Raw genomic sequence first — 22,141 nt, 5'->3', positions numbered from 1 at the left:
CAAGCTCGCTCCCACGGGATAGTGGGCTGACTCGATATTTCGGGTGGTTCACCGGACCTGTGGGAGTGAGCTTGCTCACGAAGAGGCCGGTACATTCAGCCACTTTCTCTGAAGACTGAAAGTAAGCATTCGCGAGCAAGCTCGCTCCCACAAGTGACGTGTCCGAATCCGGATCAGAAGTGGAAGCTGGCACTCATCAGCGCGGTACGCCCGGCGGCCATGTGGGCGTAGTGGGTGGTGAAGACCTGATCGTAATAACGCTTGTCGGTCAGGTTCTGCACGTTCAGCTGCAGGTCAACGTTCTTGGTCAGCGCGTACGTGGCCATGGCGTCGTAGCGCCAGTAGGACGGCACTTCCACCGAGTTGGCTTCGTTGCCGAAACGCGAATCGACGAAGGTCGCGCCGCCGCCCACGGTCAGCTTCGGCATCAGTTCGTAGGTCGACCAAAAATTGAAGCTGTTGCGCGGCGTGCTCGGCATGTGATTGCCCTCGTCCGCCTTGCTGGTTGCGCTGACGATCTCGCTCTCCATGTAGGTGTAGCCGCCGTAGACTTTCCATTTGCCGGTGATGTTGCCGCTGTAGGTCAGCTCCAGACCATCGACACGCTGCTCGCCGTCCAGCACCTGGAACGTCGCGTTGTCAGGATCGGTCACCCGCGCATTGGTCTTCTCGGTGCGGAACAGCGCAGCCGTCAGCGACAGGTTGTCGTCGAAGAAATCCCACTTGGTGCCCAGTTCATAGTTACGGTTCTTTTCCGGATCGAGGTTGGCGTTGTTCGCCGCGATTTCCAGGCCGCCATTGCCGCTGGTCTCACCCGACGGGTTGCTGGACGTCGACCACGCCGCGTAGATGCTGCCGTTCGGCAGCGGCTTGTAGGTCACGCCGACCTGGTAATTCCACAGCTGGCTGGTGTTCTCGCGCTTGAAGCTGCCCGCCACCGAACCGCGGCCACCGGTGCTGTAACCGCTGGAGCGCACGTCGTAATCGTCATAGCGCAGGCCCAGGTTCAACGACCACTGTTCGTTGAATTTCAACGTGTCGAAGACATAGGCGGCACTGGTTTTGGTGTCGGTATCGGTGAACGCGCGGCTGTCGGTGATGGTGCCGTTCCAGTCGTCTTTCGGCGACGGGTTGGACAGGCTGGTGCAGTCGCCCGACGCCAGCAGCGCAGCGTTACAGGTCGAGCCGATGGTCCCGCCGCTGGCGCTGAGCACGTTGTAGCCGCGGTTGTGGGTGTCCTGATACGAAAATTCGAGACCGGTCACCAGACTGTGCTCGACAAAACCGGTGTTGAATTTTGCCTGAAGGTCGGTCTGGTTGACGAAGCCGCTGGAGGTCGAATTGCGGCTCTTCGCCGAGCGCGAGACCAGTCCCCTGGCGACGTTGCCACGGCTGTCGTCCGGGTTGGTGACGATGTAGTCCAGGGTCGAGCGCGACATGCGGAAGCTGTTGGAGATCGTCAGGTTGTCGTTGAGGTCATGTTCGAGGCGGATCGTGCCGCTGTCGTTGACGCTCTTGCGGTAGTCGCGGTCGGTCAGGCCGTAAAAGTTGTTTTCGTTGACGTGGGCCGGCTTGTCGACCACGTACTGGCTGCGGCCGGGGGTGTTGGTCAGCGGAATGCCGTAGTCGGGCATGTCGTCGGTGGACAAGTGGTAGTAATCAACCTTGACCCGGGTGTCGGTGCCCAGACCGAACGCGAACGAAGGCGCAACGCCCCAGCGGCTGTTGTCGACATCGTTGCGGCCGGCGACGTTGGAATCATGCTTCATCAGGTTCAGCCGGAAGGCGGACGTGTCGGTCATCTGCTTGTTGACGTCGAGGGTGTAGCGCTGGGTCTGGTCCGAGCCGAAGGTGTAGCCGCCGTTGAAGGCATCGCCCAGGTGGGCACCTTTGGTGACGAGGTTCAGGCTGCCACCCGTAGAGCCTGCGCCGGTGAACGCCGAGCCCGGGCCTTTGCTGACCTCGACCGATTCGACGTTGAAAATCTCCCGGCTTTGCGCCGCGACATCGCGCATGCCGTCGACGAACACGTCACTCTCCGCGTTGAAGCCACGAATGATCGGGCGATCCGCATTCGGGTTACCGCCCTCGCCGCACCAAAGGTGATGCCGGGGGTGGTGCGCAAGGCGTCAGTCAGGCTCGTGGCCGCGGTGTCGCGGATGACTTGCTGCGGGATCACCGTGACGCTCTTTGGCGTCTCGCGCAGGGGCGCGGTGTACTTTTTCGAGGCCGATTCTTCGGTCTTGTAAGCCGCGTCGGCCCGCTCGCCGTCGATGTTGGTGGCCCCGAGATTCAGGGCATCCGATGAAGGCTCCGCAGCCTGCGCCACATGGGCGGCGGACATCGCGGCAAGGGCGACGCTGACGGCGCCGACGATGGAGCGCTGCGAGTGGGCGGTAACCGGTTGTGCTTGGCGCGACATCTTCCTTCCCCAAGGAAATAATAAGGCGGCGGAATATAGTTGAGACTGCTTCGCATTCGCAGAAAACTTACATTCTTTACACTTTCCCATTACCCAATTTTCACATCGACCCATTCACGCGCGCGGGCGACGTTTTACACGACCAATAAGAATCACTATCATCCGCCGCCTTATTCTTCACGCAGGTCGCGATTCATGCTCCTACATATCCCCGGTCTGTTTTCACCCGAGGAGGTGCTTCGCATCCGACAGGCGCTGGAAGACACCGAATGGGCCGACGGCAAGATCACCGCCGGGCACCAATCGGCGAAAGCCAAGCACAACCTGCAACTGCCGGAAGGTCATCCACTTGCCGTAGAGATTGGCGCGGCGATGCTTGAGCGCTTGTGGCAGAACCCACTCTTCATGTCCGCTGCCCTGCCCCACAAGGTCTTCCCGCCGCTGGTGAATTGCTACACCGGCGGCGGCAGTTTCGATTTGCACATCGACAACGCCGTGCGTCAGGCCAAGGGCAGCGCCGAGCGCGTGCGCACAGATCTGTCATCGACGCTGTTTTTCAGCGATCCCGACGATTACGACGGCGGCGAGCTGGTGATTCAGGACACCTTTGGCACCCGTCAGGTGAAGCTGCCAGCGGGCGATCTGCTGCTTTATCCGGCCAGCAGTCTGCACAAGGTCAACGCCGTCACACGGGGCGCGCGGTACGCCTCGTTCTTCTGGACCCAGAGCCTGGTGCGGGACGATGGCCACCGCACGCTGCTGTTCGACATGGACGCGGCCATCCAGCAACTCAGCCGCGACGTGCCTGATCACCCCTCGCTGCTTCAGCTCACCGGCACCTATCACAACCTGCTGCGGCAGTGGGTAGAGGTCTGAGTGATGAGCTGGAATCTGCGACGTGAAGAGGTGCTCGATGGCGACCAGCTGCGCGCCATGCTGGAAGAAAGTCCGGCGAGTGCCGCACGGGCGATTCTCAGCGCCGCGCAGGCCAACATCGTCGACGCCCAGGCGCTGCTCGGGCAGATCCTGCTCGACGGCGCCGGCATCGAGCAGGACCCGTCGCTGGCGATGACGTGGTTCCAGATCGCCGCACGCAACGGGCATGCGATGGCCCACAACATGCTCGGTCGCTGCCAGGAACATGGCTGGGGTTGCGAGCCAGATGCGGCGAAGGCCGCCGAGTGCTATCGACTGGCAGCGCAGGCCGACCTGGACTGGGGCTTCTATAACTACGGCAACCTGCTAGCCACTGGTCGGGGCGTTAATAAGGATCAGGCACGCGCACTGGCCTGCTACCGCAAGGCCGCACACATGGGTCATGCCAAATCAATGAACATGCTCGGCCGCTATCTGGAAGAAGGCGTGAGCTGCGAGCAGGATCTGCCCGCCGCGCACCATTGGTACCGACGCTCGGCAGAGTCCGGCGACTTTCGCGGTCAGTTCAGTCATGCGGCCGTTCTGGCTGATCAAGGAGACATTCAACAATCGCTGCACTGGTTTGAAACGGCTTTGCGCAATGGCAACCTCAACTTTCTGCGGGTCAGTCGCCAGACGCTGTTGTCGTCACCCCATCCAGAAATTAAAAGACTGGCCATCGACTACTTCACCAAAGCATCGGCCATTGGCACCGCTGAAGATAAAGCAGCCCTGTCTCACTTTCTGAAAAACGCCAAAACGGCTGCATAAACACGTTCTGACACAGGTTTGAATTCAACGGCATTCCCCCGACTTAGCGGGGCGGAAGCCGTGGTGAGCTCTGCCTGTAAGTTCTCCTACAACAGTTGAAGGCACGCGTGCTTTGACATAAGACTCAATCGCCCACTAGTCTCAGATCGCTGCCATTACAGCAGTGATAGAAACTCCGTAACCGGCACCAGGATGGCGCCACTATTAAAGAAAGGACTCTTTCATGAATTATGCATTGAACAATGCCTTCAACACCTCAACTAACAAGGCCGCCGAAGAAGCAGCGCTGGCACCAAGAGCGCTTATTGACGCCTCCCTTGGACAGCACGACGACAGTGTGCGCACCACGGGTCTTATCCTGACCAAAGAGCAGATCATTGATCTGTATCGCTATGAACAAAAAGGCCTGCACTTACCCACCACCGCCGAAGCCGTCAGTGTTTACCTTGGCTATGACCAGCAAAACCCGCCAGGCCGTGGACTGGCAGTCAGCGACTTCACCAAAACGTTCAGTATTATCAAGGTCCATGCCAGTCAATGGGACGGTCTGCGCCAGCGAATCAAACTGATCAGCAGCGAGCTCAAACTCTTCGCGACCTTCATGAACACGACGGGAAAACGCGTGGTTCGGGAGTTGGACACTGTCTCTGCGTCGGACGCACTGAAAGATCTTGGAATTATCACGCTCGAAGACCTCAAGCGGGTCGAAAAGGAAATGGGCACCGCGCTTCCGGACATCACACTGAACGACGATGACAAAGACGCGGTTGAAAGCGTCAGCTATTTCCTGGATCGGATACTGGCTCGCGTCGATACTGAGGAAAAGCGCAGCAATCGCTTGAAAGCGGATCTGGACGCATTTTCTCGGGAACTGTCCAACACGGTTCGGCCCGAAATCTCGCTTCGCCTGGTCGCCATCGACAACAACAACTTCAAAGATGACGTGATCCGGCTTCAAAAAGAAATTGAAGACTTCGATAAACAAATCGACGAGAAGAGCGCCAGCTACAAACAGATGGTCAATGATTCACTAAGCGCTGCGTCCAAACTGAATGTGATTGGTTTGGGCATGGCCATCTACTTTGGTGTAGAGGCCGAAAAAGTCCGAAAGGAAAGAAACGCTCTTAAAAAACAGCGCAATGTTAAAAACACCGAGATGGGCACCAAAAGCACAGTACTTCGACGCCTTAACGACGTTAAAGGCGATATGCAGGACCTCGAATTGCTGACGCTTCAGGCTGATGTGGCAACCCAAAACCTCGTCACCGTCTGGAACAAACTTTATCTGTACATCAAAACTTCTCAAGAAGAGTCAAAACGCATTAACGACGCATTGAAAGTTCGCTTCCTGGCCTACCACTTCGAACAGGTCATCGAGCCATGGGCGCTGATTAAAGACGAGGCGGACGACCTGTATGCCGTATTCGCCGAAGCCGATGCAGAAATCAAAAAATATCGTTAATCAATAATCTTAAGGTTTTCCCAATGAATATCCTTCGTTTCAATACCGATGTAAACGCCGTATCGCCTGACATTGGCGTGGTCAAAGTCTGCATTCAGCAAATGCTCGACCTCACTGCCGTCGCCAATTTTTCGTTCGATCAAACACGCTATCTGCCGTCGATTCATGTAAAAGCGGCAGGACTGTATGGCTCGCTCACTCAAGCCCAGCGAGCACTGGATGAGGCGGCACTCAAGATGGAAGTGAGCGCCTCTCAAGGACTCAAGAAGCTCAATGCCCTGCGCGGCGCGATCACGGAAACAGCCTCCGACGATGATCTGGAGGATAACGCTTACTTCCGGGCGCAAGCGATCATTAGCCTCAAGCGGGGGATGAACGCTGCCGCGAAGGACGCACAGCAACGCTTTAAATCGCTTGCAGATGTGAGGTTCGACCCGGCACTCACCCGCAAATACAAAAGCGGGCTGGACGCCGAGCTGGCGCAATTGAATCTGGCGCAGATCGCCTCCGAAGAAAAAATCGAGGCGCTGGAGGTTTCACGAAAGGTCTTGAACGATGCAATGGCGGTGCTTGAGAAACGCAACTTTGCAGACATCGCCAAGGACACCGTGCTCAGCGTGGAGAACATCTCCGCAGTCGGCATGGCGGCTCCCGAAGCAGAGCTCATCAGGCTCGCTGTCGAGCATATGAAAAAGACCCTGGAAGACATCAGCAAAGCGCTTAACTATCTCACCATGTACGATCAGCGCGAACGCCTGATCAAGCAAATCGCAGCGTTTAAACCCGGCCACGATGAGCGAGCGGCCGACCTGAAGATGACCGCCGCTAAAATCACGGTGATCGACAGCGTTCATGCCCTGTATCAGACCTTCTTTAACGCGCGAGCTGAGTACGCAAAGTTCGATCAGGGGATTACTGCATTTTTCGACCATCTGGAACTGGGTGATAAAGCAGGATATGAGGACCGTTTCGTCTCCATCGCGCCATCGCTGATTGATTACCTGAAAACCATTCGCTGAAAGCTCACTATTCACAGCCGTGACGGCAAGGACGCCGTCACTGCCTGCACAGGACAAGGATGTCGATATGTCAGCACCTCTGTTTAAGTGGGCCCATTTCGATGCGCTCAATCGCTACCGCATTACCTTGCATCAGGCATTCGAGACCACCGAACGAATCAAGGCAGATCTTGGCCTGGCGTCGGATCAGGCGTTCATCCGCCTTCACCAGCCAGCACTTGAACACATGCACATTCAAGTACAGGCACAGCTTCGATACTGGCCCGAGATACTGGAGTGGCCCTACAGGATCTTTTACGAACAGTCGGATCTGGTGGCCGATCTTGAGCGCTTCAGTTCGGACTATTTCCGTGTCGTTGATGCGCTCACCCGCTCTGAACGCAAAAAATTGCTCTCGACACTGGATCTATCTCAACCGCCCTTCGAGTTGAACGGACGCCTGAAAATACTGAGTCCGACAGCAGGCTACCCTTTCGCCATGCAAGTGAAGCAGCAGGTTTTTGATATGTGGATCAAATACGATCGCGCTGCTTTTACGGCCAAAGATCTGTATTCGCGTTCATCGCTTGTTTTGCCGCGACTGGTGGATTTTATGCAGGGAGCCATCAACGCATACGCTAACAATCGGAAGCTCGACCCCATGGGTTCCGACGGCAGAATTGTCGGGGTCAGGGCGATGATCAATGACATGAAGAATCTGCATGCGCAAATCGCAGACGCCACGAGGGACCTTGGTGAGGGGTATGCAAATCTGGCGAGGTTTTTGTCCGGCTCGTTGAGTGACTTCAAAGACCTGTTCACGTCGATTTCGATTGAGCGGTTTGGGGAGATGATTGAATCAGCGATGCCTCGTCTTGAGTTGGCTGAAAAACTGATCAGCCACACAAGGCAGTGAAACAAAAAACCCGCGATCGCTCGCGGGTTTCTTTATGAACGGCAGCGTTTACACGTAGTAAGACTTCAGCGGCGGGAAGCCGTTGAACTCTACAGCGCTGTAGCTGGTGGTGTAGGCACCGGTGGACAGCCAGTACAGGCGGTCACCGATGGCCAGGTTCAGCGGCAAGCCGTACTTGTAGTTCTCGTACATGATGTCGGCGCTGTCGCAGGTCGGGCCAGCGATAACCACTTCTTCCACTTCGCCTTTCTTTTCGGTCCAGATCGGGAACTTGATGGCTTCGTCCATGGTTTCGATCAGGCCGGAGAACTTGCCCACATCCGTGTACACCCAACGCTCGACGGCAGTGCGGGATTTACGCGACACCAGCACCACTTCGCTGACCAGAATACCGGCGTTGGCGATCAACGAACGGCCCGGCTCCAGAATGATTTCCGGCAGGTCATCACCGAAGTCTTCTTTCAGGTAGCGAATGATTTCTTCAGCGTAGGTTTCCAGGCTGTTGGTGCGGGTGATGTAGTTGGCCGGGAAGCCGCCGCCCATGTTGATCAGCTTGAGCACGATGCCGTCTTCTTCTTTCAGACGCTCGAAGATCACTTTCACTTTGGCGATCGCAGCGTCCCAGACGCTGATGTCACGCTGCTGCGAACCGACGTGGAACGAGATGCCGTAAGGCACCAGGCCGAGTTCACGAGCGAGGATCAAAAGGTCCATCGCCATGTCGGTCTGGCAACCGAACTTGCGTGAAAGAGGCCAGTCAGCCGTGGTCGAGCCTTCGGTGAGAATACGCACGTAGACTTTCGAGCCCGGCGCAGCCTTGGCGATATTGCGCAGGTCGGCTTCGGAGTCGGTGGAGAACAGACGCACGCCCTTCTCGTAGAAGTAGCGAATGTCTTTGGATTTCTTGATGGTGTTGCCGTAGCTGATGCGATCCGGGCCAACGCCGCGATCCATCACTTTATCCAGCTCGTAGATCGAGGCGATGTCAAAACTCGAGCCTTTTTCCTTCAGCAGGTCGATAATCTCGACCGCAGGGTTGGCTTTGACCGCGTAATAAACTGTCGCAAATTCGAAGCCTGCACGCAGGTCGTCGTAGGCCTTGCTGATCATCGCGGTGTCGATGACCACGAACGGGGTTTCTTGCTTGTCGGCAAACGCCTTCATTTTCTCGAAGGTGCTTTTCTCGAAATAGTCTTCGACCTGGATCGACATGCGGGGACTCCTGTTGGCAAACGGTAAAAAACAATGGGTGTGAGCGCGCGGCTCGTGAACGTCCTCCGTATCCCCACTTTGGTTCGCCTACTTCCCAAGGCTGCTCGGCCGAAAGCAAAAAGGCCATCCGGTGATACACCACGGTTGGCCTTGCTGTCTCGTCGTCAGTACTTGAGCCGGATGGATCGTTTCCAGCATGGACGTTCGGCGCGAACTGTAGGACCTGAGGGGCCGGAGATCAACTAAAAATGTCGCGTTTCTGCCCGTTTTTGCCAGACGGGAATCCACGCGCGTTCAATCAACCCGTAGTAACCGACCGATGTGACAGGGTGATGTTCACCTTTCCGAAAAAAACACGGTGCCTGGGTGCTCCCGACCGCTCGACGCCCCTCCCTGCCATCTGTCGTCCACTGTCATTTCTGACAGGTTTCAAACGACCGCAAATGCTCAACACTGGTGCCTCATGACGAGAGGATGCGCCCCATGAAAACACCGCCGATCAACCACCCGACTGAACGAGCCGATGTACCGACTTCCGGTCCGTCAATAACGTCCTGGTTCTCGGAAAATGAGGCCGAACTGCTATACGTAGAGCAGTACGTGCCCACAGCCGGGGACAACATCCATATTTACTGGTCAGGCTGTAATTTCTATTTTGGTGAGCGCGGGGGATACGCAGGCATCCAGCACCAAAACGATAACCTGGTGGGGGGCCAGATTTTTACTTACAACAATATCTGTTCGATCTGGGACCTCGCCTCCGATCCGGCTGAAGCCGAGGTCCGCCTGGATTATGGGATTGAAGGCCTGTATTCAGGGCATTTTGGCGGTGAGGGCACTGGCCTGCATACCTCGCACCCGATGCCATGGCACCTGAATCAGTGGTACGCCATCGTGATCAGACGTTGGTTCATTCCCGGCGAATCGGTGACGCGCATGGGCATGTTCATGTACGCCTACGCCGACGCGAAATGGACGCACTATATGTCCGCTTCCGTTCCCGGCCCTGATATCCCCATTTCAGGGACTACCTGCACGGGATTTCTGGAACGTTTCAACGGCGACGCGCTGGGCTACCACGGTTATTACGGCCAGCACTTCCGGATGAGCAAAGACGGTTCGTGGCAAAAACCGTCTCATTACGTGGCAACTGCCGGAGGCGACCCTGACACCTGGAATGCCATGCTGGTGGGTGACGGCGATAACGTTGGCGACGCCAACATCATGCTTATTGCCGGTGGCAGCTATGGCAATACCCACAGCACGATCCAGTTGGAGCCCAACCAGTTTGATCCTAAGCCGAAACCGGCGATGTTGACGGCAGCCATCTTATCCGTATCCGTCGTACCGCAAGTGGGTACCGAAGCAGTGATCGTGGCCTGGAAGAATGACGAGTCGACGCCACCGCAGTTGAGCTACTCAATAGAAATCCGCTCTCTCCCGGGAGATGTGCTCGTGGCGTTCGATGCCGAAGCGCTTCCTCAAAAACGATCGTCCATTTTTAGCACGGCGGTGTTCGCTGCCGGAGATTACGAGGTGACACTCACTGTCACCGACATCTTCAACCAGAGCTCTCTTCCGGCGGAAACCACATTCCGGGTCTCAGCACCGGTGAGGCGTTCCCGCAGCCTGTGGCGCAGAGTGCAAGCATGGGTGCGCAAATGTGCGCGTCGTTTTATGAACACGCGGTAGTCCGCTGCATGACAGGACGTTGCCACCCGCAGCGCCCTGTCAGGGATTCGCCACGAAAGCCACGTGTCCGTCAGACGTCGGCTACCTGATCATCAGAAAGGCCTTACCCGGCGCTCATCCTTCACTCCAGACCAGCGACAACCACCGCCATTACGATTGGGATCTCTCGGTCTTGCTACGAACACGACGTGACGCGCCAACTTGAGCTCTGACTCATGAATGATTTCTACCCGCGCTATATCAATCACGTCCCTTGGCAGTGCGTCCGTAATTTGTAGCGCGACCGATATCGTCGACTGCATTCAGTCTGTAGTCGCCGATGTGATTTAAAGACTCCTTATCTATCGGAACTAAAACTCAAGGAATTGACGATGTCACTAGAAGCCTATTTGCAGATCGAAGGTGTTCCCGGTGAAACCCTGTCAGAGGGCTACGAAAACTGGATCGAACTTCAAGACTTCGATCTCTCTGCCAGCCAAACAGCCTCCGCCACGTCTACCTCATCTGGCGGCGCTACTTCAGGCCGGGCTTATATGAGCGATATGCTTGTCCGAAAAGCGGTTGACAACGCAACCCCTAAACTTCATGAAGCGTGCTGTAGCGGAAAGCACTTTAAACAGGTATCGGTGCATCTATTTCGTGCAGGAGACCCAAAGGTCAAATACCTCGAAATAAAACTAGAAGAGGTCATCATCAGTTCATTCACAATACTAGGCAACGGTGATCACGAAAGTAGCTTTCCGAGCGAACTCGTCGCACTAAACTATGGAAGAATTCAGCTTATTTATGCAAAGCAAAGTCGACAGACAGGACAGGGCGCGGGGCAGATAGCCGGCGGCTGGGATGCCATCAGCAACAAGATATTTTCGTAATTCGCAAGCAAACTTGCAGGAGCAAAAAAATGAATTACGAAATGCCCGCTATAATTCCTCCGGGTGTTAATGTGGACGTCCATATGAAGATCGCGAATGAGCAATGGAACCGAGATCCTGCCACCGGGGCATTCATGAGTTGGTTTTACTACAAGGTTCGTAACCGCAGTCCATGGGATTACAAGCAGCAAAATCCTGCTTGGGAAGACTTCGGAAACTTTCACTATGGTGCCGTGGGTACGGCTGGGCAGCTGAGTGAGCAGCTTTTATTAAGAGCGGCTGGGTATGCCCAAAAACAAGCCAAAACACAAAAGATTGATCATAATTGGGGTTATTGGTTCTGGCTTCCTCCATACGGGGATGAGCCTAAAGACCAGAAGTGGATAAAAATGGGGATCTTGTATGCAAAATCCAAAGGATACTAAATTAAGACTCACCTACAAACATGCATTCTGGTTGCTTGTTGCAGTTTTGATTTTCAATGCATCGTTCGGCGACTTTTTTGAATTCGGAAGCGACGCAGATGAAGTAGTTTTGAAACGGCAGCTCCCTCAGGGCGACTGGCTATACATCAGCCGCTACGGCGCGATGGCGACTGATCGGGACACTTTGCGATTTTTTATCAGCAGACCGCTTGAGGGCGATGATTCAGAAGTGCTGAAACAGCTCAATAACGCGAGCGAATTCATGATCACGGACAGCGCCATGGATAATGTCCACATTCAAAACACGCCCAATGGCGTAGCGATAGAAGTCAAAGGGGCCGTCTATCGCTATTTTAGTAAAGAGTACGTCACTGAAGGCAATCAGTTAAGAAGCTACCGGATTACATTGACACAATCAGACGACAGCTCCAGAAACTGAACTCCGAACCGAAATGCTCATTAGTCCAAATCTACTGAACCCATGAGATGACGGCGGCATGGATTTAACTCGCACGGGGAAGTAATTAGTTTGCTCTACGCAATGACCAGCTCAAGATCCCAGTCTGGATCAACTGACCGAATAGGCTTGTAGGAATTCTAAAAATGAAAAGCCTTAAACTGAGACCCGCACTCTTGCTTACGACGGCCCTGATCGTGAGTTCAGTGGCGATCCTCAACATCGGCTACTACGACACACATTGGGCGGAAGAAAACATCACCGTGTTCTTTATTAAAAAAGAACCCACCCTACAAATGAAATTCGAGAACATGTTCTCGACCGATAGCGATTTCGATCCGGTGCATGAGCTAAGCGATAACGATCGCCATGACTTGATCGATACTGCCGATACCCTCTAGGGTATATCACGCGAATAGAAAACGAAGCAGACAGAGATGGATGCCTCAAGGCATATATAGATTCATTCAAAAAGTAGTTATCGGCATCAGGTTAGAATTTTCGAAACGCGGTTTCTACACTGCCGCGAACCTCACCGCCTATAAAAATCCGCTTCTACAGATGACGTGCATTGCATCTGCAGAAGCGAACCACCTGCGTTAAGCCAGCCCGGGCACGAAAAGCACCCAGGCCATTCGACTCAACTCAACGCAGCCTGCTCCGCCAACTCGGCCGGCGAAACGATGCTGGTCTTCATCCCGCGGGACTGGCCGGAACTCAGATAAGCCGCAATGGACTCCTGCGTCACTTCACCCAGGAACACATTTTCGGCATCCAGCACCGGCAGCCACGAGCGATTGAACTCGTACATGCGCGACAGCAGGATGCGCAGGTGTTCGTCGTAGGCAGCGGTGGCGTTGAACGGGCGCAGGTATTGCTCGCACGTGCCGGCCTGGCGGTGCAGGTCGCGGCGGCGGACGTAACCCATGGCCTTGTTTTCGGCATCGGTGACGACTACGTAGCGGCGGTCGTTTTCGTCCATGATTTCCAGCGCATCGGCGACCGGGGTTTCCGGGCTCACGGACGGCGCGTTGTCCGCCGCGTCCTCGGCTTTGACCAGCAGCAGGCGCTTGAGCGTGCTGTCCTGGCCGACGAAGTTGCTGACGAAATCATCCGCCGGGTGCGCCAGCAGCGTGTCCGGATGGTCGATCTGCAGCAGCTTGCCGGCGCGGAAGATAGCGATCTTGTCGCCCAGCTTGATGGCTTCGTCGATGTCGTGGCTGACCATGATCACGGTCTTGTTCAGCGCGCGCTGCATCTCGAAAAACTCGTTCTGGATCATCTCGCGGTTGATCGGGTCGACCGCACCGAACGGCTCGTCCATCAGCAGCAGGGGCGCGTCTGCAGCCAGCGCACGAATCACGCCGATCCGCTGTTGCTGACCGCCCGACAACTCGCGGGGGTAGCGATGCAGGTACTGCTTGGGTTCCAGCTTGATCATGCTCATCAGTTCGCGGGCGCGGTCGTGGCATTTCTGCTTGTCCCAACCCAGGAGCTTGGGCACGACCACGATGTTTTCTTCGATGGTCATGTTGGGGAACAGGCCGATCTGCTGAATCACGTAGCCGATGTTGCGGCGCAGGGTGACCTCGTCGAGACCGGTGGTGTCCTCGCCGTTGATCAGCACTTTGCCGGAGGTCGGCATGATCAGCCGGTTGATCATTTTCAGCGTCGTACTTTTGCCGCAACCCGACGGGCCCAGGAACACGCAGATCTCGCCTTCATTGACGGTCAGGCTCACTGAATCGACGGCCTTCACTTCCTTGCCGTTGCTCTGAAAAGTCTTGGTGAGGTTCTGCAGCTCAATCATTTGTTTGGCGATCATTTCAGGAGTCCTTTTGGAGTCAGCGAGCGTTGCAGCCATTGCAGAAGCAGGTCGGCGAAGATGGCCAGAATGCTGACCAGTACGGCGCCGACGATCAGCATCGACATATCGCTGCGGCTGATAGAAGCAAGAATAAGTACACCCAGGCCGCCGGCGCCAATGGTGGCGGCGATGGTCATGACGCCGATGTTCATGACCACGGCAGTGCGTACGCCAGCGAGAATCACCGGCACGGCGATCGGCAGTTCAACCATGCGCAGGCGCTGGCCGAAAGTCATGCCGATGCCCTTGGCGGCTTCACGAATGCCGGGCTCGACGCCGGTCAGCGCCAGGTAGGTGTTGCGCATGATCGGCAGCAGCGAGTAGAGAAACACGGCGGTAATCGCCGGCATCGGGCCAAGGCCCTGACCGAACTTCGAATAGAACGGCAAGAGCAAACCGAACAGGGCAATCGACGGGATGGTCAGCAGCACGGTGGCGCTGGCCTGCAACGGTCCGGCGAGGGTCGGGAAGCGCGTCATCAACACGCCCAGCGGCACACCGACGACGATCGCCAGCGTCACCGCGATGCCGACGAGGGTGATGTGTTGCAGGGTCAGGTGCATGACCTGATTCCAGTCCAGATGGGAGAAAGCGCTGAGGAAACTCATGGTTTCTCCTCCTGTTTTGCCGCCGGCGCCGGAGGGACTGGCACGCTGTCGGCGGAAGGATTGATCGGATGCTCGCGCAGGAATTCAGCCGCCACCACGGTAGGACTTTCATGGTCGACGTCGATGCGCGCATTCAGCGTGCGCATGGTCTGGTTATCCAGCAGCGCGGCGAGCGGCTTGAGCAAATCGGCCAGCTGCGGGTGCTTGTCCAGGTACTCTTTGCGGATGACCGGCGCCGCGGTGTAGTCCGGGAAGTAGTGCTTGTCGTCCGCCAGCACCTTGAGCTTGAACGCATTCAGACGGCCGTCGGTGGTGTAGACGAGGCCCGCAAAAACCTGCCCGTTGCGCAGCGCGGTGTAGACCAGGCCAGCGTCCATCTGACGGGTGTTTTCACGGCCCAGGTTCATGCCGTAATGCTTGACCATGCCCACCAGACCGTCGGAACGGTTGGCGAACTCGGTGTCCAGCGCAACGATGTGGCCCTTGTCGGCCTCAGCCTTGAGCACCGTGGTCAGGTCGGACATGTTGTTGACCTGCGGATACTGCTGCGCAATTTTGTCCGGCAGCGCCAGCGCGTAGGTGTTGTTGAACTTGGAGGGGGACAGCCAGACCAGCCCCTTCTTGGCGTCCAGCTCCTTGACGCGCTGATAGGTCTGCTCGCTGTCGAGCTTCTCATCAACATGGTTGTAGGCAACCAGCGACACGCCGGTGTACTCCCACAGCAGATCCAGCTGGCCGCTTTCCTGGGCACTGCGCGCCAGGTTACTGCCAAGGCCGCCGGTGATCTGAACCTGATAGCCCTTGTCGCGCAGGTACTGCGCGGTCAGTTCGGCCAGCATGGTCTGCTCGGTGAACACCCGCGCGCCGATGCGAAGCACGGGCATTTCGGCCGGTGCATCCGCGGCCTGGACGAAACCGGACAGCAACATCCCGACGCCCATGATTAATGTGCATAACTTCTTCATACCAATTCCTTTCTCAGCGGGGCTCGACTTATCGAGCCAGGCCGCGTTCCAGCCAGAGACGGCTTGCCAGGGTCACGGCGCCATCGAGCAACAATGCGAGCAACGCGGTACACGCGGCGCCCAGCACCAGTTGTGGCTGATTGTTCAGGGCGATGCCGGGGAAAATGAGGCTGCCCAGGCTGTTCGCGCCAATGAGGAACGCCAGTGGCGCCGTCCCGACGTTGATCGCCAGGGCCACGCGCACACCGCCGATGATGATCGGCACGGCATTGGGCAACTCGACACGCCACAGCACCTGGCGCGGTGTCATGCCGATGCCGCGGGCGGCTTCTTTGAGAGAACCCTGAACGTTTTTCAGGCCTTCGTAGGTGTTGCGCACGATGGGCAACAACGAAGCGAGGAACAAAGCGAAGATCGCCGGACCGCTGCCGATGCCCAGAATACCCAGAGCGATGGCCAGTACGGCGAGAGGAGGAACGGTGTTACCGATGTTGAAGATCTGCATGAAGCGTTCGGCGCGGCCAACCATGTTCGGTCGGCTAAGGACAATGCCGGTCGGGATCCCGACCACCAGTGCCGCCAGCATCGAAGCCAGCACAAGCACCACATGGGCTTGCAGATAAAACAGCAGATCATCCTGATATTGCCTGATGGTACTGATGCCGATCCATTGGACCAGCAGGGCCAGGAGTGCGATGACAATCACACCTCCCAACAGCCCCTTGCCATAGCGATTTGCCACGGGCGGACTCCTTATTTCAGTCGGCGAACGTCTGGCGTGGAACTGGCCTCTTCAGGCAGCACGCGAACGTTCGCGAAGAGCAGCGGGTGGGTCGCCGGAAAGGTTGATACCTCGGCGAAAACACAAGCCATGAGCGCAGCTTCGTCAAGCTAACTTGCTGATTTTGCAACCCTTGGCGTGTAGCGATACCAGGGAATGGACGTCTCCTTAACCGCAAAGGTTCCCACGTGCGATGGTATCTGGCCACCCTTTATTGACTGAACGGTTCGGTTATTGCTCCGGTTTGGGCTATAATCGCCGCCCTTTTTTTGAATCACCTCTCGGGCGATTTCCCATGACCAGACAGGCCGCCGAAGTCGCGAAACGCCGCACTTTCGCCATCATTTCCCACCCCGATGCGGGTAAGACCACCATCACTGAAAAGCTGCTGCTGATGGGCAAGGCCATTTCCGTCGCCGGTACGGTGAAGTCGCGTAAATCCGACCGCCACGCCACGTCCGACTGGATGGAAATGGAGAAGCAGCGCGGCATTTCCATCACCACCTCGGTCATGCAGTTCCCGTATCGCGATCACATGATCAACCTGCTCGACACTCCGGGCCACGAAGACTTTTCCGAAGACACCTACCGCACGTTAACCGCTGTCGACTCGGCGCTGATGGTGCTCGATGGCGGTAAAGGGGTTGAGCCCCGCACCATCGCACTGATGGACGTCTGCCGCCTGCGCGATACGCCGATCGTGAGCTTCATCAACAAGCTCGACCGCGACATTCGCGACCCGATCGAGCTGCTCGACGAGATCGAAGCGGTCCTGAAGATCAAGGCCGCGCCCATCACCTGGCCGATCGGTTGCTACCGCGACTTCAAGGGTGTCTATCACCTCGCCGACGACTACATCATCGTGTACACCGCCGGTCACGGTCATGAGCGTACCGAGGTGAAAATCATCGAGAAGCTCGACTCCGACGAAGCGCGCGCTCATCTGGGTGATGAGTACGATCGCTTTGTCGATCAGCTGGAGTTGGTGCAAGGCGCCTGTCATGAGTTCAACCAGCAGGAATTCCTCGACGGCCAACTGACGCCGGTGTTCTTCGGTACCGCGCTCGGCAACTTCGGTGTCGACCACGTACTGGATGCGGTCGTGAACTGGGCGCCGAAGCCACTGGCCCGCGTCGCTAACGAGCGCACGGTGGAGCCGGTCGAGGAGAAGTTCACCGGCTTCGTGTTCAAGATCCAGGCGAACATGGACCCCAAGCACCGCGACCGCATCGCGTTCATGCGCATCTGCTCGGGCAAGTACGACAAGGGCATGAAGATGCGCCATGTGCGCACCGGCAAGGACGTGCGCATCGGTGACGCGCTGACGTTCTTCTCGAGCGAGCGCGAACAGCTGGAAGAAGCCTACGCCGGCGACATCATCGGCCTGCACAACCACGGCACGATTCAGATCGGCGACACCTTCAGCGAAGGCGAGGCCTTGGGTTTCACCGGCATCCCGCACTTCGCACCGGAGCTGTTCCGCCGCGTACGCCTGAAGGATCCGCTGAAGTCCAAGCAGCTGCGTCAGGGCCTGCAGCAACTGGCCGAGGAAGGCGCCACTCAGGTGTTCTTCCCGCAGCGCAGCAACGACATCATCCTCGGCGCCGTCGGTGTGCTGCAGTTCGATGTGGTCGCCAGCCGCTTGAAGGAAGAATACAAAGTCGAATGCGCCTACGAGCCGATCACCGTGTGGTCAGCCCGCTGGATCGATTGCAGTGACAAGAAGAAGCTCGAGGAATTCGAGAACAAGGCCGTGGAAAACCTGGCCGTGGACGGCGGTGGTCACCTGACCTACCTCGCGCCAACCCGGGTCAACCTGGCCTTGATGGAAGAACGCTGGCCTGACGTGAAATTCCGCGCAACGCGGGAGCATCACTAAGCACTAAGCACGTGATCGTTCCCACGCTCTGCGTGGGGATGCCGCTCCTGACGCTCCGCGTCACCTGACTCCGGACGCGGAGCGTCCAGGGATGAATTCCCACGCGGAGCGTGGGAACGATCAGTCAGCCGTCATGCCCTCACTTCACCACCATCCCCACGCCCCGCCCACGGGGATCGGACGCGGTTTCGACTTTCGCGCCGTCAATCTTGATCGCCTGCACATTGCCCATCGACCAGCCCTGGTCCTTCACCGTGTAACCCATGGCCGTCAGCTCGTCGGCCACCGGGGTCGCCAGCGGTGCAAATTTCTCGGTGTAGATCGTGTCCTTAGGCAGCAACTGGTGATGAACCCGCTGCGCCGCAACCGCGTCTTTGAGCGGCATGTGGAAGTCATAGATATTGTTCAGCACCTGAAACACCGTGGTGAAAATCCGTGAGCCACCCGGCGTGCCCAGCACCAGCGTCACTGCGCCGTCGCGGGTGACCAGACTCGGGCTCATCGAGGACAACATGCGCTTGCCGGGCTGGATAGCATTGGCATCCCCGCCCACCACGCCGAACGCATTGGCAACGCCCGGCTTGGAACTGAAATCATCCATCTCGTCGTTCAGCAAAAAGCCCCCGCCCTTCACCACCACGCCGCTGCCGTAATCCCAGTTCAGGGTGTAGGTGTTGCTGACCGCGTTGCCCTTGGCATCGACGATGGAGAAGTGGGTGGTCTGGTGCGACTCAAGCCCGGCCTTCACGTTCTCGGTGGGCGAAATTGCCGTCGGGTTGACCTCGTGGGCGCGCTTGGCCAGATAGGCGTTGTCGGTCAACTGACTCACCGGCGCCACTGAAAAGTCCGGATCCCCCAAGTAGTTGGCGCGATCGGCGAACACGCGTTTTTCAATCTCAGCGAGCAAGTGGATGTAGCGCGCCGAGTTGAGCGGCACGTCTTTGAAATCATCAGAAAGCAGCTGCTTCATGCCGATCAACTGCGCCAGCGCGATACCGCCGGAACTGGGCAGCGGCGCGGTGTAGAGCGTGTTGCCGTTGAAGTTCACATGGAGCGGCTTGCGCCAGATCGCCTTGTAATCGTGCAGGTCCTCTTTGGTGATCAGGCCGTTGTCGTGCTGCATTTGCGCCACCAGCAAGTCAGCCGTCTGGCCCTGGTAAAATTCGTTGGCGCCCTTGTTGGCGATGCGTTCCAGGGTCTTGGCCAGCTCCGGCTGACGGAAGGTCTCGCCGGTCTTCATGTCGCCAAAGTAATCCGCGAAATTGGTCTTGCCGTTGAGCTGCTTGATCGCCTCGGCGCCATACATGTACTGCTTGTCGGCGACCTTGAAACCGTTTTTGGCGTAACCAATGGCCGGCGTCAGCAACTCGGCCCACGGCAGCTTGCCGAATTTCTGGTGGGCTTCCCACAGCCCCATCACGGTGCCGGGCACCCCCGACGCGCGTGCGCCCACCAGACTCATGCCCGGAATGACCTCGCCCTTCTCGTCCAGGTACATGTTGCGCGTCGCCGCTTTCGGCGCGGCTTCGCGGTAGTCGAGAAAGTACGGTCGGCCGTTCATGAACAGGGTCATAAAGCCACCGCCGCCAATGTTGCCCGCTTCGGGGTAGGTGACCGCCAGGGTGAACGCCGTGGCGACTGCGGCATCGACGGCGTTGCCGCCTTTTTTCAGAATCTGCGCGGCGACCTGGGCACCGTATTGATCCGGGGACGCGACGGCGCCGCCTTCCAGCACCACCGCATACACCGGCGAACTCGCGGCGAAGATCACCGACAGGGCAAGGGTTTTGAGGGTCACTGCACGCATGGGGCTTCCTTGATGACGAATGCGACAGCTTGTTACTGATGTGCTGTCTGGAGGCTGAAGAGACTAACGGTCCGGCTGCACATTAATGATGAAACTTGCCACAAACGCAAACGGCCAGGCCCCTAAACCGCAGCACGCTCAGGTTGATCCCGGACGGGAAACACCACTGCCCTCTCCCGCCGCAGATTGAGTGCCAAGACACTCGCCAGCACCACGATCGACCCCACGATCACCCGCTGCGAAGGCAACTCGCCCAACATGAACGAAGCAATGGCGATGGCCATCGGTGGCGTCAGGTACAAACTCATCGACGCGCGGCTGACGTCCATGTGCTTCAAGACATACGCCCAAGCCAGATACGCCAGTGCGCTGGGGAACAGCCCCAACACCCCCACTGCCACATTAACCCGCACCGGCGCGTTGAGGATTTCGCCGATCAGCCCCGGCAGATAAACCAGCAGGAACACCGTGCCGGCCCAGACCGTGTAACAGACCATGGTCAGGCCGTCGTACCGATGGCTGTGACGCTTCTGCAGCGAGAAATACACGCTCCAGGAAAACGCCGCCAACAGAATCAGCAGCCCGCGCGCATCCATATGGCCGATGCCGCGATCACCGGTGACGACAATCGCGGCGCCCACCAAGCCGAGCGCGACACAGCCCCAACGCCAGGCGCTGACCCGCTCCTTGAACACGAAATGCGCCAGCAGCGCGGTAAACAACGGCGTCGATTGCACCAGCACGCTGGACGCCCCGGCGCTCACCCCGGCCTGCCCAAAGTTGAGCGCGATGTGGTGCAGGCTGACGGCGAAGAAACCCAACACCGCGAGCAACGGCAGGTCCTTCAGGCGCGGCAACGCGATACGGTGCGACGAGGCGATTAACAGCATGAACACCGACGCGATCAGAAATCGAAGCAGCGCCAGATGCCCGGGCTCGTAGGCCTGCAAACCAATGCGAATGCCGGTCGGCGAGAACCCCCAGCAGGCGACCACAAAGACAGTGGCAAGGGCAACTTTCATCGCCTGCCAAGGCACCGCGCCATTAACCGCGATATTCGAATCAACAACCGGCTCAGCCACCACGCTCATCTCGATACTCCCACCGACAAGCCCGACGCCTGCCCATGGTCGCGAGTATCGAAACATCCTATGCTCACCACAACCGAACAATAATGACGCAATCACTCACTGTTGGTGATGAATGGAACTGGCACAGATCCGCATGTTCAAGACCGTCGTCGACACCGGCAGCATTGCCCGCGCAGCGGAGGTCCTGCACTGCGTGCCGTCGAACATCACCGCGCGGATCAAGGCGCTTGAGGCGGAACTGGGCACCGACCTGTTCTACCGTCAGGGGCGCGGGTTGCGCATCAGCCCGGCGGGGGAAATCTTCCTCACCTACGCCGGCAAGATGCTCAGCCTGGCCGACGAAGCCAAACGCGCGGTGCATCCCGATGCCGCGCCCTCCGGGCCGTTGCGCATCGGCGCTATCGAATCTTCGGCCACGGCGCGGCTGCCGCGACTGCTGGCGCGCTTTCATGCGCGTTACCCGCAAGTATCACTGGAGCTGACGACGGGCACCGGCACGCAACTGCTCGACGCGACGCTCAACCAGAAGCTTGATGGCGCCATTGTTGCCATCGACGTCAAACGCCCACGGCTCAAGCGCACGTCGATGTACCGGGAGGATCTGGTGCTGATTGCGGCCGAGTCGCTGGGCCCGATACGCAGCGCGTCGGATCTGCAGGGCAAATCGATTTTCATGTGGCCCGAAGGCTGCCCTTATCGCGCAGCGCTGGAGCGATGGTTGCAGCACGACGGCCAGACTCAGCCCATCGTCAGCATCGCCAACTACGGCACCATCGTCGGTTGCGTCAGCGCCGGGGCTGGCGTGGCGCTGGTGCCCAAGGGTGTTTACGAGCAGTACCGCAAAGGCTCTGGCTGGGTCGGTTATGAATTCCCTGAACTGACCTCCATCGACAACCTGTTTTACTGGCACGAGAACGCCGAACATCACCCGGCGCGGGAGGCATTTGTGGAGATGTTGCGGGCGGAGTTCAGCGGGATTAGTGAGGCGTGATACCTGCCTG

19 protein-coding genes and 1 pseudogene are annotated in these 22,141 nt (G+C 57.7%); 12 read left to right on the top strand and 8 right to left on the bottom strand.

What is annotated here, in order from left to right:
- Positions 1-173 precede the first annotated feature (173 nt).
- Positions 174-2,422 (bottom strand): annotated as a pseudogene (locus tag SLW75_RS28140) (TonB-dependent receptor).
- 195 nt (positions 2,423-2,617) lie between these two features.
- Here SLW75_RS28140 and SLW75_RS28135 point away from each other — a divergent pair.
- From SLW75_RS28135 to SLW75_RS28115, 5 genes are all read left to right on the top strand, one after another.
- A complete protein-coding gene (locus tag SLW75_RS28135) occupies positions 2,618-3,298 on the top strand; it encodes a Fe2+-dependent dioxygenase (protein WP_192132428.1) in 681 nt (226 codons plus the stop codon).
- A 3-nt stretch (positions 3,299-3,301) separates the two neighbouring features.
- Positions 3,302-4,108 carry a tetratricopeptide repeat protein gene (locus SLW75_RS28130; RefSeq protein WP_410936066.1) on the top strand — a complete coding sequence of 269 codons (807 nt, stop codon included), beginning with the start codon at positions 3,302-3,304 and terminating at the stop codon, positions 4,106-4,108.
- Positions 4,109-4,331: 223 nt separating this feature from the next.
- The gene (locus tag SLW75_RS28125) at positions 4,332-5,570 is read left to right on the top strand and encodes an alpha-xenorhabdolysin family binary toxin subunit A (RefSeq protein ID WP_410936065.1); all 1,239 of its coding nucleotides are present in this window, start codon (positions 4,332-4,334) and stop codon (positions 5,568-5,570) included.
- Between the two features lie 23 nt (positions 5,571-5,593).
- The gene (locus tag SLW75_RS28120; protein ID WP_065990206.1) at positions 5,594-6,589 is read left to right on the top strand and encodes an alpha-xenorhabdolysin family binary toxin subunit B; all 996 of its coding nucleotides are present in this window, start codon (positions 5,594-5,596) and stop codon (positions 6,587-6,589) included.
- A 67-nt stretch (positions 6,590-6,656) separates the two neighbouring features.
- Entirely contained in the window at positions 6,657-7,484 is an 828-nt protein-coding gene (locus tag SLW75_RS28115) for a hypothetical protein (protein ID WP_410936064.1), read from the top strand.
- A 48-nt stretch (positions 7,485-7,532) separates the two neighbouring features.
- Here SLW75_RS28115 and SLW75_RS28110 read toward each other — a convergent pair whose 3' ends face one another.
- On the bottom strand, positions 7,533-8,696 hold the full coding sequence (locus SLW75_RS28110) for a type III PLP-dependent enzyme (RefSeq protein WP_065990209.1): 1,164 nt from the start codon (positions 8,694-8,696) through the stop codon (positions 7,533-7,535).
- 483 nt (positions 8,697-9,179) lie between these two features.
- On the opposite strand from SLW75_RS28110, the gene SLW75_RS28105 reads away from it, so the two are divergent.
- The 5 genes from SLW75_RS28105 (at position 9,180) to SLW75_RS28085 (ending at position 12,543) form a co-directional block, all read left to right on the top strand.
- A complete protein-coding gene (locus SLW75_RS28105) occupies positions 9,180-10,388 on the top strand; it encodes a DUF3472 domain-containing protein (RefSeq protein WP_410936063.1) in 1,209 nt (402 codons plus the stop codon).
- Positions 10,389-10,759: 371 nt separating this feature from the next.
- Positions 10,760-11,260 (top strand): Hcp family type VI secretion system effector, encoded by a 501-nt coding sequence (locus SLW75_RS28100; protein ID WP_410936062.1) that lies wholly within the window; start codon positions 10,760-10,762, stop codon positions 11,258-11,260.
- Positions 11,261-11,289: 29 nt separating this feature from the next.
- The gene (locus SLW75_RS28095) at positions 11,290-11,685 is read left to right on the top strand and encodes a polymorphic toxin type 44 domain-containing protein (protein WP_410936061.1); all 396 of its coding nucleotides are present in this window, start codon (positions 11,290-11,292) and stop codon (positions 11,683-11,685) included.
- On the top strand, positions 11,663-12,124 hold the full coding sequence (locus tag SLW75_RS28090; RefSeq protein WP_192132445.1) for a hypothetical protein: 462 nt from the start codon (positions 11,663-11,665) through the stop codon (positions 12,122-12,124). Before SLW75_RS28095 ends, SLW75_RS28090 begins: the two co-directional genes overlap by 23 nt.
- Positions 12,125-12,288: 164 nt before the next feature.
- Positions 12,289-12,543: a hypothetical protein gene (locus SLW75_RS28085; RefSeq protein WP_083233145.1), complete on the top strand. Its 255-nt coding sequence runs from the start codon at positions 12,289-12,291 to the stop codon at positions 12,541-12,543.
- A gap of 239 nt (positions 12,544-12,782) precedes the next feature.
- On the opposite strand, the gene SLW75_RS28080 is transcribed toward SLW75_RS28085, so the two are convergent.
- Genes SLW75_RS28080 through SLW75_RS28065 form a run of 4 tightly spaced genes read right to left on the bottom strand, consistent with a single transcriptional unit; the run spans position 12,783 to position 16,324 of the window.
- Positions 12,783-13,952 (bottom strand): betaine/proline/choline family ABC transporter ATP-binding protein, encoded by a 1,170-nt coding sequence (locus SLW75_RS28080; RefSeq protein WP_065990273.1) that lies wholly within the window; start codon positions 13,950-13,952, stop codon positions 12,783-12,785.
- Between the two features lie 11 nt (positions 13,953-13,963).
- The gene (locus SLW75_RS28075) at positions 13,964-14,617 is read right to left on the bottom strand and encodes an ABC transporter permease (protein WP_065990219.1); all 654 of its coding nucleotides are present in this window, start codon (positions 14,615-14,617) and stop codon (positions 13,964-13,966) included.
- Positions 14,614-15,582 carry a glycine betaine ABC transporter substrate-binding protein gene (locus tag SLW75_RS28070; RefSeq protein WP_410936060.1) on the bottom strand — a complete coding sequence of 323 codons (969 nt, stop codon included), beginning with the start codon at positions 15,580-15,582 and terminating at the stop codon, positions 14,614-14,616. Before SLW75_RS28070 ends, SLW75_RS28075 begins: the two co-directional genes overlap by 4 nt.
- A gap of 28 nt (positions 15,583-15,610) precedes the next feature.
- Complete coding sequence (locus SLW75_RS28065; protein WP_065990221.1) at positions 15,611-16,324, bottom strand: ABC transporter permease; 714 nt, start codon at positions 16,322-16,324, stop codon at positions 15,611-15,613.
- 334 nt (positions 16,325-16,658) lie between these two features.
- Here SLW75_RS28065 and SLW75_RS28060 point away from each other — a divergent pair, with 334 nt between their 5' ends.
- The gene (locus tag SLW75_RS28060; RefSeq protein ID WP_065990225.1) at positions 16,659-18,242 is read left to right on the top strand and encodes a peptide chain release factor 3; all 1,584 of its coding nucleotides are present in this window, start codon (positions 16,659-16,661) and stop codon (positions 18,240-18,242) included.
- A 139-nt stretch (positions 18,243-18,381) separates the two neighbouring features.
- Here the strand turns inward: SLW75_RS28060 and ggt are convergent, their stop codons facing one another.
- Positions 18,382-20,049 (bottom strand): gamma-glutamyltransferase, encoded by a 1,668-nt coding sequence (ggt, locus tag SLW75_RS28055; RefSeq protein WP_065990227.1) that lies wholly within the window; start codon positions 20,047-20,049, stop codon positions 18,382-18,384.
- A gap of 122 nt (positions 20,050-20,171) precedes the next feature.
- On the bottom strand, positions 20,172-21,071 hold the full coding sequence (locus SLW75_RS28050; protein WP_065990275.1) for a DMT family transporter: 900 nt from the start codon (positions 21,069-21,071) through the stop codon (positions 20,172-20,174).
- Positions 21,072-21,252: 181 nt separating this feature from the next.
- On the opposite strand from SLW75_RS28050, the gene SLW75_RS28045 reads away from it, so the two are divergent.
- On the top strand, positions 21,253-22,131 hold the full coding sequence (locus tag SLW75_RS28045; protein ID WP_410936059.1) for a LysR family transcriptional regulator: 879 nt from the start codon (positions 21,253-21,255) through the stop codon (positions 22,129-22,131).
- Positions 22,132-22,141: the final 10 nt, after the last annotated feature.

This window comes from Pseudomonas sp. W5-01 (assembly GCF_046540435.1).
In the GTDB taxonomy this organism is placed as follows: domain Bacteria; phylum Pseudomonadota; class Gammaproteobacteria; order Pseudomonadales; family Pseudomonadaceae; genus Aquipseudomonas; species Aquipseudomonas graminis_B.
The sequence above is the reverse complement of the archived record's forward strand: the minus strand, read 5'-3'. Positions and strand labels throughout refer to the sequence as shown.